Here is a 10900-nt window from a genome sequence, read left to right on the forward strand (position 1 = left end):
CACGCCATGTCCTTCGACGCCCGCCGCATGACGCCGGCCGCCCTCGTGCTCACCCTGCTGCTGGCGGTGCCTGCATGCAACCGCAGCCCGGAGCCTGATGCCGACGCGCCGCCACCAGCGTCCACCGCACGTTCGCAGGATCCCGCCGCGAACCGCATCGAAGCCGACGTCCGCGCACTTGCCGACGACCGGATGCAGGGTCGCGAGACCGGTACTCCCGGCCACGACCTCGCCGCGGATTACGTCGCCGCGCGCTTTGCCGAAGCCGGCCTCGTCCCCGGGGGCGAAGACGACGGCTGGTTCCAGCGCGTGCCGCTGCTGCGCGCCACCATCGCCGCCCGGGGCGCGCGACTGGACGTCCATCTCGACGGCCAGTCGCGCTCCCTGGCGTTCCAGGACGAATTCCTGCCGATGGCGAACTTCAACCGCCCCGATGCCGCGGTCGAAGCAGCGGCGGTGTTCGTCGGCCAGGCCATCCACGCGCCGGAGCTTGGCCATGACGACTTCGCCGGACTCGACCTGCGTGGCAAAATCGCCGTGATCTTCGGCGGCGCGCCGGAGCGCTTCGACAACACCCGCCGCGCATTCAACAGCTCCCTCCACGAAAAGCTGCGCAGCGTGGCCGAACGTGGCGCCGTGGGCGTGGTCCTGGTCGGCACCGCCGCCGACGAAGTGCGCTCACCCTGGAGCCGCGGCGCCGCTGGCTGGGAGCGGCCCTCCATGCGCCTGCGCGACACCGACGGCCTCGGCATCGACACCTGGCCCGGCCTCGACGTGGTGGCGCGCGTCAGCGCCGCCGCCGCCGACGCCCTGTTCGCCGGCGGCGACCGCAGCGCTGCCCAGCTCGCCAACGCCGCCCGCACCGGTACGCCAGGGGGCTTCGACCTCCCCGTGCGCCTGTCGCTCGCCGTACAGACCCGGGTCGAACGCCTGGACTCGCGCAACGTCGTGGGCATGCTTCGCGGCAGCGACCCCGCCCTCGCCGACGAGTACGTGGTCCATACCGCCCATCTCGACCACGTTGGCCTTGGCATCGAAGTCGACGGGGATGCGATCCACAACGGCGCCATCGACAACGCCCTGGGCGTCGCGATCATGACCGAGGCCGCCCGCGAACTCGCCGCCGGCGAAACGCGACCGCGACGCTCGCAGCTGTTCGTCGCCGTGACCGCCGAAGAGCAGGGCCTGCTCGGTTCGCAGTGGTTCGCCAGCCGCCCGACCGTCCCGCGCGAGGCACTGGTCGCCAACATCAACATCGACATGCCCGTGCTCACCGCGCCCAGTCGCGACGTGGTGCCGATCGGCGTCGAGCACTCGTCGCTCAAGGCCGTCGTCGACCTTGCCGCCCGCGAGATCGGCGTCAAAGTCTCACCCGACCCCTTCCCCGAAGAAGCCGTGTTCGTGCGCAGCGACCAGTTCTCCTTCGTGCGCGAAGGCATCCCCGCCGTCTATCTGGACGCCGGCATCGAAGCCGCCGACCCGGAGCGCGATCCCAAGGTCTCCGCCACCTGGTTCATGCGCAACTGCTACCACCGACCCTGCGACCAGGCCGACCTGCCGATCCACTACGACGACGCCGCCCGCCTGGCGCGCGTATCGGCACGCACCGCCTGGCATATCGCGGCCGCCGATGAGCGACCATCATGGAACGAAGGCGATTTCTTCAGCCATGGCGACGGTGCGCGCCTGGCCCCGACGCAGAAGACCGGCGAGCGTCCCGGACAGTAGCGTTCCCATGGCGGAGTGGCCGCGGCCATCCGCGAACATGGAAGCGCGTGCGGCCGGGCCGTGCCGCGTCACTTGCCCTGCGGTATCCCGGTCATCAGCGCCTTCATCAGCTTCTCTTCGCTCAGGTGGCTGTCCAGGTCCGCCATGGCCTTTGTCACGGCAGGATCCGTCATCAGCCCGCCCACCGCGGTTGCTCCAAGCGTCTCGAACGCGCTCTTGTACCCGGCCATTCCCTCATTGAGGATTGCGTCGCGTGACTCGCTCGCACACTTGTCGGCAATCAGCTTCTCGAACACGGCTGCGCTTCTCCGGGATATTTCATCCCAGGATCCAGGCGTCAGGCCCGAGATATCCGCCACCTCCGGATGACTGGCGACCGCGCCGAATATCCAGCGGACAAGCGCTGTCTTGTCCTCGGCAGTGACGGATGCCACAAGGCACCCAGACAGACGTTCGGAATATTCGCCGGCCATTGCCAGGTTGCTCGCCAGCAGAAGCGCGGCGATTGAAGCTGATCTTGCGAAGTGCATGGAATTCCCCGTTTGTTGGACCGGCTTGAACACATCGTCAGGCCGCGCTGCCACCGAGGATGCCGGCCAGCGAGCCTATGATCAGCGCGAGAATTGGAAGCATGGACAGAGCGAAGCCCAGAGCACGGCTGGTCGGAGCTGCCGTATAGCTGCGCCAGTAGATGAGCCGGCCGACCAGGTATACCGCACCGGCAACGGCAACATAGCTGTGCGGCCAGTACTTTGCGGCGAGGAACAAAGCCGGTAGAAATGCGACCATGAGTTCCAGCGTGTTCATTTGAACGCGATACGCACGATCAAACATCTCATGACCGCTAACGGCGGGAGCGTTGACTCCGTAGCGGCCGCGGGCGCGCCCCACGAGTACGCTGAAGAAAACGAGTTGGATTACCGCGAGAACAGCTACTAGATCGACGTAGTTCATGTTTCCCCTGGCGAGTAGTGGTCTTGGGGGGCCTGACGCCCGATTCAAGCCGAGCCGCGAAGTGTATGCCGAAGGCATCTGGCATCCGCGGGATGAGTGCAGGTGCTGGCTGTTGCAGAAGCGACATGGCGGAATCGCGCGGCCAGAACTTGGCGCCGCGATCGCCGTGGGAGTTCGCTAGGGATTAGCCGTTGAGGGGTCGATAACCGCACTCACCGGGGTGATCTTGTTGGCAGGAAACCCTGACTTCTCGGCATGCTCCCGAATGAGTTGCTCATTCGGCGCGTTGTACACACAGTAGATCTTGTCGCCGGCTACATAGCTATGCACCCATTGGATTTCGGGGCTCATCTCCGCGAGCACGGCATTGGAATGTCTGGATGCATCACGGAGCGCCTGCTCCGACATGTCTCCGGCACCGGCTATCTCGCGCTCGATCAGATACTGGGTCATCGTCTTTCTCCTGAGCTGCAGTTGTCCCAACCGTGGACCTGACACCAAGGAAGAACGATACCTGATCTCCAAGCTCCGCAAGACACGGCACAGCGTGGCCCGGATCGCCCAGATCCTGGGCCGCCACCGGAGCACGATCTACCGCGAGATCAAGCGCAAGCTGACGCCCGGCTGGCTCGCCGACATAAACACTCCGGTAGGCCCTATCGGCCTTCTTGTAAGTGTCCGTGAAAACGGGGGTGAACCCTTAAGCCGTGCCGCGAAGCGGCATCGGCTTGAACGACTCGTTAGGCCGCCGTTCCCTGGCACCTGCGCCCGACGTGCGGCAGCCCAACTCCTGAGGCGAACAGTACAACAAGCGCCGTGTCTGGTGCTGCCGAAACGCACCATGCGCGCGGCCAAGAACTCTCACCGCGCACGGCCCGAAGCCGACCCGGCAAGTCGAATCTTGCGAAGAGTCGCGCCCGTCCGAAGCCGAGGTGCTGTAGGGCTGACTGGCGATGCCTGCACCGCGCGTGCGAGGTGCAAACGCTGCGGATAAGCGAGGCGTTACAGATTGCCTGGAACCCGACAACAACAGTGCGGGAAACAAGGCCTAACACTTAAGTTAAGCCGCGCCGCGCAGTGGAGCCGAGCACATGGCAAGCTTTCTTTGCCATGTGGTTGGCGTAACGAAGCGGCGTCGGCTTGAACGCATAGTTAGGCCGCACTCTGGAATCTTTCAGCCCCGAGCGCAAGCCAGACGGCTACGAACAGACAAGCGACTGTTGCTCCGCCAAGAAGCAGCAGAGCGAGACCCGGTAAGCGGTACGAAGTGTAGCCACCGAGCAGGAAAGCGAACGGCAGGAGAAGAAGCCTGTTTCCTGCCCAGCGATGGAGCGCCACAGGATCCGATACGCGAGTGTAATCAACGACATTGAGTGGCTTGGAGGTGCCAGCGAAGCGCACAGCCAGAGCCACTGCTAGCAGGATCGGCACGAGAGCGAACTGGACGATTACGAGGATGGCTGCCATGCGGCCTAACACTAGAATTAAGCCGTGCCGCGAAGCGGCATCGGCTTGAATGAATTGTTAGGCGACAGACCCATTACCTGCCACCCGTCACTTTGGTCTCGGCAACAACGGCGGCCACGCCCGTAGGTGACAGAAGCTTCAGGTCCTGAAATGCCGGCTCAGTTGCCGCCTTGTCTCCGACGCCCTCTCCATAAAGCTCGACGTCGTCAGCGCCAGGAACCAAGATGAAGTAGAACTCGAAGGCTGGGTTGTCTGGCTTTGCGACGACAACGATCGAGCGATTGTCGGAGCAGCTATAGACCAACCACTCTGTTCCTCCGTAGATCTTTGTGACAGGACCCATGTGGCAGTCCAACTGCGGCCTCTCGGCCGCTGCAACCTGACCGGCGGCGAGTGCGAGTAGGAAAGGAATTGCAGCTGCGATCATGTTTGTTCTGCCGCCTAACACCAGAGTTAAGCCGAGCAGCGTAGTGAAGCGAAACAAATGGCAAGCTTTACCTGCCATGTGTTTTGCGTAACGAAGGGGATTCGGCTTGAACGACTTGTTAGGCCGCCGCTGCCCGGCACTTACGCCCGACCCACGACGGCCCAACCCCTGAGCCGAACAGTACAACAAGTCTTGCTGGAGAGCTTGATCTGGCACGTGGCGCGAGCGGAGCCTAGAAGGTCAAGTCGCGCGGCCAAGAACTCTCACCGCGCACTGCCCGAAGCCGAGCCGGCCGGTCGAATCTTGCGAAGAGTCGCGCCTGTCCGAAGCCGAGGTACTGCAGGTCTGACTGCCGATGCCGGCACCGCGCGTGCGAGGTGCAAACACTGCGGATAAGCGAGGCGCTGCAGGTTGCCTGAAGCCCGGCAACAACAGTGCGGGAAACAAGGCCTAACACCTAAGTTAAGCCGAGACGCGTAGTGGAGCAAAGCACATGGCAAGCTGTACCTGCCATGTGCTTTGCGCCCCGATGCGGTGTCGGCTTGAACGCATTGTTAGGCTGCGGCTCCGCGTGCCCGCGCCCGAGACTGCAAATGACCAAGAACGGCTGCGCTGATTCCTAGCCCCGCACATACCACACCAACTGCAGCGCCTGATTGGGCCATGGACGAACCGCCATTAGCTACATCTAGCGTGATCGCTGCAAGCGCGGCAACGCCACCAGCGCACCAGCCAATCCACCCCCACAGGCGTCCACGGCGAAAGCTGAGAGAAAGCGGGTCAGACGCGCCGCTTTTTGAGGCAATCTGCGACACCGGAACGCCTAATGCCCCGGCAAGAGCGAGTCGCGTCTCAGCCGATCCGATACCATCAGCCTCGACCCGCTGAACAGTCCGGGTGCTCAGCCCAGCCGCACTTGCCAAATGCTCCTGTGACCAGGAGTTCTGCTCTCGCAGGCTCCTTACCGTCGCTGAGTCAATCTTCATCTGTGCATCCATTTAGTGTCTCCAAGCCTGTCGGTTCGACACCAACAGGCTGAAGATGAGTCACGCGAAACGCCACGACAGTACCGCGTCAAAGGCCCGCCATGCGCCCGCCACCGCTGCCTAACGCCAGAATTAAGCCGCGCCGCGAAGCGGCGTCGGCTTGAATGAATTGTTAGGCGCCTGCCAAGCACGGCTAAGGGCCTATTTATTGGCATCTCCGCTGGCAGCACCAATGATGCAGAAGAGATGAAGTATCAGACCTGGGAAAATGAAAAGCATGTAGCCAATGACGACAAAAACTAGCCACGCAATGCCGTTGCCGACTTGGCCTTTGTACATTTGCCCAGCGCCAGGGATCACCAAACTCAAAACCGCTGCGATGCCAGGGTTCCACTTGGGCTGTGGCTGCACTGCGGAAATTGCCGGAGCTCGGCGCATCATTGGATGTCCGCAGCCAGGGCAGTTTGCTGCAGCGCTAGAGACCTCTCGGGCGCACTCCGGACATGCAATTAGTGCCATATGATTCGTTCCCCTGTGAAAATTGATGGCGCCTAACGCCTGAGTTAAGCCGACTTGCGTAGTGGAGGCAAAAGCGTGGCAAGCTTTTCTGCCACGCTTTTGCTGTAACGAAGCAAGTTCGGCTTGAACGAATTGTTAGGCTTGCTAGCCGGGTAGCTTTGCCGCAAGTACATCAACGTTTTCGATGGATGGGGGCTCGGAGAACAACTCACCTGCCTTTGCCATTAACGCTGCTGCGACCTTGCCGGAGAGATGGGCTTGCCGACCCGCTTCATTCGGGAAAGCATCAAAGATTCCGAAAGTGCTTGGCCCAAGGCGAATGCCAAACCAAGCAGTGGTGGCAGACTCCTCATTAACGATGGGGAGGCCGCTCATAAGGAAGCTCTCAACCTCTTTCTCTTTTCCGGGTTTCGCTTCAAGGCGAACGAACAAGGCTACTTTGACCATGACATGTCTCCTGTTGTTACAACGACATCACGATACGCGATGTTCTCTTGCAAGCCTAACGCCTGAATTAAGCCGCGCCGGGAAGCGGTGTCGGCTTGAATGAATTGTTAGGCCGCAAACTTTGCGCTAATCAGTCTTACTGCTGTTTCAACGCCATCCTCTTTAGCAACCATAGCGCCGAGCTCACTTGCTTTTTCATCCATGTGTTTAGAGTGAGCAACAAGCTTAATGGCCGCAGCGATTCGGGCGGCTGTTGACCCTTTGCGCAGGATCAGCTTGGGCGCGACTCCGATTCTTTCTAGCTCCCGGCCCCAGAGTTCTTGCTCTGCCGTATGAGCGACGACGACGGAGGGTTTCCCTGCTCGCAGTGCAGCATGCGATGTTCCCGCGCCGCCGTGGTGGACTATCAACCCGCACTGCGGAAAGACTGCAGAGTGTGGAGCTGAACTCACATAGTGGATCTCGCTACTCGATTTGAATCCGAGGCTGCTCCAATGCGGCGCCTGGATGATGGCGCGCACAGATGCTGCTCTTGCTGCATCAGTCAACAGAGCAATGGTCTGCTTTTCATCGCTGCCTGACATGGCGCTCCCGAACGTCATATATACCGGCGGGAGACGATTAAATAGAAACGCCTGGAGCTGATCTGTAACGCCACCTTCCGCGACCGGCTCTTGAGTGTCTAGGGCTCCACAAACCTGATAATAGTCTGGCCAGTCCGACCTTCTCTCGCATATTGTAGGACTTATGGCGAGCAAGGTAAGTTGATCCGACGCCCAAACGTTGTCAATCTGGTCGCGTGCGACCTTGATCCCGTTTTTGGTTCGCAGTTGATCGGGGTACTTCTTAAGGCTCTTGTTTAGAACAGACCTCGCGAGCCACCATGCCAAGCGATTACTGAGCGTGCCGAGGTCAGGAACGCCGGAAGGCGGTTGGAAAGCAGATGGCACGGCGCCGTGAACCAGTGCAACACTCACGTACGGAGTTCCGTGTCGCTCAGCAGCGGCACCGAGCGGATAGAGAAAGTAATGCCCGATCACCAGTTCGTTCTCAGCACAGAGTTGCGCTGACGCTTGGAACATTTCAGATTCCGCTGGCAAAAACAACTGCTCAATAGCTATCTGTGTTTGCTTGATTGCGTTTCGCTCGCGAAGGATCGTATCTCCGATCTTCTCAAGCAGCAGCCTGTCCGGTATCACAGGCGTTGAAACTATCTTGAGTTTGAAGCCCGTTCTTGGGCTTAGCGCGTTGTAGCGGTCGCTATCCACGCAAGTTATCGCCAGCGTTACATCATGGCCTGCGGCCTGTAATCCATCGGCCAGCGCTATGAATGGACGAATGTCCCCATGGCTGCCCCAGGTTTGTATTCCGATCTTCATGTGCGGTGAACCTGTCCTTTGCGGCCTAACACCTGAATTAAGCCGCGCCGCGAAGCGGTGTCGGCTTGAATGAATTGTTAGCCGCCTAGACCTGGCCGGCCCTCCAAGTTATAGAGCATGCCGCCAGATGGGGCCAGTGGATCTGAAATGCCGGACGCCAGAACGACTTGTACTTCTGGGGCAAGGATTCCGGGAGAGACTAGGTGTGCGGACTTTGCTTCCAGGTACTCAATGTGCAGCACATCGTCCGAGACCCACCGCAAGTTCACGCCATACGCGCTCTCGCTACGAACTGCCCCGTACAGTGATGCAACCTCGCTACCACCCAGGCTCAGGCCGCCGCGAGCGACGCGCACTTCATAACCGAAGGAGGTTGTTGCGCCGCCGTCGATTTCAACGACCGTCGCAATCAGATCGCCGGATGGTGAGGCGATACGAGCCACCTCATCCCGACTTGGCAAAAAAATCACGAAAAGAAACGCGGCCATGGCCAAGCAGAGGATGAGTAGGCCTCCACCCAGAACCATTATTGCCTTTGCAACAGCCTTGAACAGATCTGCCATTGGCGGCTAACGCCTGAATTAAGCCGACCCGCGAAGCGGGTTCGGCTTGAATGAATTGTTATGCCCCACGCCGGCTCTCCACGAACCTCGCAGCGACTCGCTTGAACGAGAATAGACGCTCACCGCTGCCGTTGTACTCAAGGTCAAGAAAGCCAAGCTCAACCAGGGTTGTCAGGTCGTCCTGAAGGAATCTTGGGTCCGTCACGGCCAAACTGCCATTGCTTGGCCCATCCACGACATACAGCGATGTACCGTCAAATCCGTGACTTTCCAGAACTTTGCTGGCACCAGAATCGTTGAACTGCTCTAGCAATGAGATTGCTTGGGCTGATAGTGCTGCCGTGGGATGGGTCGCCTGTGCAATGCCACGGTACGCGTCGAAGCCAGCAGCGAAACTAGCCATGGACGCATCTAGTGATTGAAGGCGTGCAAGAATTTCTCTCTGGCCTTCACCGAGGAGCGCCTTGATGCCTATTGTCGTGCTGGTGTTCAACTCAAGTAGAGACTTGATCTCATCGTGTCTTTGCTCAGAAAGCCACGCCATGAACTCATCAAATGATTTGCCGTCATTTGCTCCGCGATGAGAGGCAAAGTCAGCGAGAAGGCTGACAGTCGTTGCAAATGCTGTGGCGACTGATAGTGGATCCATGGGGCATAACACCTAAGTTAAGCCGAGACGCGTAGTGGAGCAAAGCACATGGCAAGCTTTACCTGCCATGTGATTTGCGTAACGAAGCGGCTTCGGCTTGAACGCATTGTTAGGCCGCGGCTCGCCGATCACGCCAAGCACCCACGGCCCACCCGATTGCGGCGCCACCAATCCCGCCCCAGAGCCCGCCGACTGTGAATCGCTCGCCCACGGCGAGCGCTGTAGCTGCGCCAATGGCGAAGCCAACCAGCACGAACGTGGCTATAACGCGCCTGACCGCGAGGCTTCGCTCTTCGGCCTCCCGCTTGCGACGCAACTCAGCCTGGACGCTCAGATCAGGCTCAAGAATGGCTTGCGCGATTGCTTCGGCTTGCTGCTTTTCCATGTGCCGGCATTCCTGATTAGCGGCCTAACACCTAAGTTAAGCCGAGACGCGTAGTGGAGCGAAGCACATGGCAAGCTTGACCTGCCATGTGGTTTGCGTAACGAAGCGGCTTCGGCTTGAACGCATTGTTAGGCGGCTACCGTCTACTTGGCCAGTTCACCTGACACGTACTCTGAGATCTCTCGGGTATTCCTGACAAACTCTGCCTCAAGATCAATCGCGCATTTGTTGGCCAGCACCATGATCGACCAGAGGCAATCAGACAGCTCATGGCCGAGCTTGGCCTGATGCTCATCGATGGTTCGGACGCCGGCGTGAGCCTGGACCAGCTTGGCCAAGTCGCCGACGTCGCCCACGAACCCAAGAGCAAGCTCCTGGGTGCTCCAAACGCGGCCCCAGCGCTTAACCTCTAGTTGCTCGTAGAGCTCGTTGAGCCGAAGCGCTGCTTGTTCGAGATCGCTGAAGTTCATCTCATGCCGCCTAACACCAGAGTTAAGCCGCGCTGCAGCGGGGCGTGAAGCACATGGCAAGCTGTTTCTGCCATGTGATTTGCGCCCCGATGTGGCGTCGGCTTGAACGACTCGTTAGGCCGCCGCTGTCCGCCACCTGCGCCGAACCCTCGCAGCCCAACCCCGAACCGGAACACTACAACACCTTGGCGCAGCTGGGCCGTGCCTTGAGGCTACGAAGCACGGACTACAGCTTGCGCGCGCGAAGAGCCTCACCAGGATCTGTCCGGAGCCCAGTCAGCGGGTCGAATCGACGTCCCCCCGCTTTCAGTAGCGGTCGGCTTTAGAGTCCGGGGTTAGGGTATCCGAGCCCGCCAGGGTTTTGGCATAGGCTTCTGGGGTCAGCCCGCCGAGCGCGTTCTTTGGCCGTTCTTCGTTGTATTCGCGGCGCCAGGTTTCGATGACCGTGCGGGCGTGCAGCAGGCTGGTGAACCAGTGCTCGTTGAGGCATTCGTCGCGCAGGCGGCCGTTGAAGCTCTCGACGTAGACGTTCTGGTTCGGCTTGCCCGGCTCGATCAGGCGCAGGGCGACGCCACGGTTGTGAGCCCACTCGAGCATGGCCTTGCCGCAGAACTCCTTGCCGTTGTCGGTGCGGATCACCTCAGGCAGGCCGCGCTGGACCGCGAGACGTTCCAGGATGCGCACCACGCCGTGACCGGAGATCGCGCGCTCCACCTCGATGGCCACTGACTCGTGCGTGGCGTCGTCCACGATGGTCAAGGCCTTGAGCACCCGTCCGTCTGCCGTCCGATCGAACACCAAGTCCATCGACCAGACCTGGTTGGCGCGGTCTGGCCGCAACAGCGGTTGCCGTTCGCCCACTGGCACCTTCTTCCGCTTCCGGCGCCGCACCTGCAGCTTCGCTTCCTGGTACAGCCGCTCCACAC

The 10900-nt window shown here is 60.6% G+C and carries 12 protein-coding genes and 1 pseudogene; 2 read left to right on the top strand and 11 right to left on the bottom strand.

Features of this window, described 5'->3' with window-relative positions:
- Positions 1 to 6: 6 nt before the first annotated feature.
- A complete protein-coding gene (locus WCE37_RS13635; protein ID WP_343279830.1) occupies positions 7 to 1728 on the top strand; it encodes a M28 family peptidase in 1722 nt (573 codons plus the stop codon).
- Positions 1729 to 1796: 68 nt separating this feature from the next.
- Here WCE37_RS13635 and WCE37_RS13640 read toward each other — a convergent pair whose 3' ends face one another.
- From WCE37_RS13640 to WCE37_RS13650, 3 genes are all read right to left on the bottom strand, one after another.
- Positions 1797 to 2258, bottom strand: coding sequence for a hypothetical protein (locus tag WCE37_RS13640; protein WP_343255231.1), 462 nt, complete (start codon positions 2256 to 2258; stop codon positions 1797 to 1799).
- A gap of 37 nt (positions 2259 to 2295) precedes the next feature.
- Complete coding sequence (locus WCE37_RS13645; protein ID WP_343279831.1) at positions 2296 to 2682, bottom strand: MAPEG family protein; 387 nt, start codon at positions 2680 to 2682, stop codon at positions 2296 to 2298.
- Between the two features lie 177 nt (positions 2683 to 2859).
- Positions 2860 to 3135, bottom strand: coding sequence for a DUF4242 domain-containing protein (locus tag WCE37_RS13650; RefSeq protein ID WP_343255233.1), 276 nt, complete (start codon positions 3133 to 3135; stop codon positions 2860 to 2862).
- A 10-nt stretch (positions 3136 to 3145) separates the two neighbouring features.
- Between WCE37_RS13650 and WCE37_RS13655 the strand changes: the two are divergent.
- Positions 3146 to 3292 (top strand): annotated as a pseudogene (locus WCE37_RS13655) (helix-turn-helix domain-containing protein); the annotation flags it as partial.
- A 930-nt stretch (positions 3293 to 4222) separates the two neighbouring features.
- Here WCE37_RS13655 and WCE37_RS13660 read toward each other — a convergent pair.
- The 8 genes from WCE37_RS13660 to WCE37_RS13695 all read right to left on the bottom strand — a co-directional run.
- Positions 4223 to 4654, bottom strand: a complete 432-nt coding sequence (locus WCE37_RS13660; protein WP_343279832.1) for a hypothetical protein — start codon at positions 4652 to 4654, stop codon at positions 4223 to 4225.
- Between the two features lie 1571 nt (positions 4655 to 6225).
- On the bottom strand, positions 6226 to 6528 hold the full coding sequence (locus WCE37_RS13665; protein ID WP_343279833.1) for an antibiotic biosynthesis monooxygenase: 303 nt from the start codon (positions 6526 to 6528) through the stop codon (positions 6226 to 6228).
- 107 nt (positions 6529 to 6635) lie between these two features.
- Positions 6636 to 7907 (bottom strand): glycosyltransferase, encoded by a 1272-nt coding sequence (locus WCE37_RS13670; protein WP_343279834.1) that lies wholly within the window; start codon positions 7905 to 7907, stop codon positions 6636 to 6638.
- A 77-nt stretch (positions 7908 to 7984) separates the two neighbouring features.
- Entirely contained in the window at positions 7985 to 8470 is a 486-nt protein-coding gene (locus tag WCE37_RS13675; protein WP_343279835.1) for a hypothetical protein, read from the bottom strand.
- Positions 8471 to 8528: 58 nt separating this feature from the next.
- A complete protein-coding gene (locus WCE37_RS13680) occupies positions 8529 to 9119 on the bottom strand; it encodes a hypothetical protein (protein ID WP_343279836.1) in 591 nt (196 codons plus the stop codon).
- A 109-nt stretch (positions 9120 to 9228) separates the two neighbouring features.
- Positions 9229 to 9504 (bottom strand): hypothetical protein, encoded by a 276-nt coding sequence (locus WCE37_RS13685; RefSeq protein ID WP_343279837.1) that lies wholly within the window; start codon positions 9502 to 9504, stop codon positions 9229 to 9231.
- A gap of 143 nt (positions 9505 to 9647) precedes the next feature.
- On the bottom strand, positions 9648 to 9974 hold the full coding sequence (locus WCE37_RS13690; protein ID WP_343279838.1) for a nucleotide pyrophosphohydrolase: 327 nt from the start codon (positions 9972 to 9974) through the stop codon (positions 9648 to 9650).
- Positions 9975 to 10280: 306 nt separating this feature from the next.
- Positions 10281 to 10900 (bottom strand): IS3 family transposase (locus WCE37_RS13695; RefSeq protein WP_343279839.1); only part of this gene is annotated, 620 nt, incomplete at its 5' end.

Origin of the sequence: Luteimonas sp. MJ250, assembly GCF_039548455.1 — a bacterium.
Taxonomy (GTDB): Bacteria; Pseudomonadota; Gammaproteobacteria; order Xanthomonadales; family Xanthomonadaceae; genus Luteimonas.

Excerpts from the sequence above, each read along its gene's own strand:
- WCE37_RS13635 (WP_343279830.1), top strand. The coding sequence starts at position 7 with ATGTCCTTCGACGCCCGCCGCATGACGCCGGCCGCCCTCGTGCTCACC.
- WCE37_RS13640 (WP_343255231.1), bottom strand. The coding sequence starts at position 2,258 with ATGCACTTCGCAAGATCAGCTTCAATCGCCGCGCTTCTGCTGGCGAGC.
- WCE37_RS13645 (WP_343279831.1), bottom strand. The coding sequence starts at position 2,682 with ATGAACTACGTCGATCTAGTAGCTGTTCTCGCGGTAATCCAACTCGTT.
- WCE37_RS13650 (WP_343255233.1), bottom strand. The coding sequence starts at position 3,135 with ATGACCCAGTATCTGATCGAGCGCGAGATAGCCGGTGCCGGAGACATG.
- WCE37_RS13660 (WP_343279832.1), bottom strand. The coding sequence starts at position 4,654 with ATGGCAGGTAAAGCTTGCCATTTGTTTCGCTTCACTACGCTGCTCGGC.
- WCE37_RS13665 (WP_343279833.1), bottom strand. The coding sequence starts at position 6,528 with ATGGTCAAAGTAGCCTTGTTCGTTCGCCTTGAAGCGAAACCCGGAAAA.
- WCE37_RS13670 (WP_343279834.1), bottom strand. The coding sequence starts at position 7,907 with ATGAAGATCGGAATACAAACCTGGGGCAGCCATGGGGACATTCGTCCA.
- WCE37_RS13675 (WP_343279835.1), bottom strand. The coding sequence starts at position 8,470 with ATGGCAGATCTGTTCAAGGCTGTTGCAAAGGCAATAATGGTTCTGGGT.
- WCE37_RS13680 (WP_343279836.1), bottom strand. The coding sequence starts at position 9,119 with ATGGATCCACTATCAGTCGCCACAGCATTTGCAACGACTGTCAGCCTT.
- WCE37_RS13685 (WP_343279837.1), bottom strand. The coding sequence starts at position 9,504 with ATGGAAAAGCAGCAAGCCGAAGCAATCGCGCAAGCCATTCTTGAGCCT.
- WCE37_RS13690 (WP_343279838.1), bottom strand. The coding sequence starts at position 9,974 with ATGAACTTCAGCGATCTCGAACAAGCAGCGCTTCGGCTCAACGAGCTC.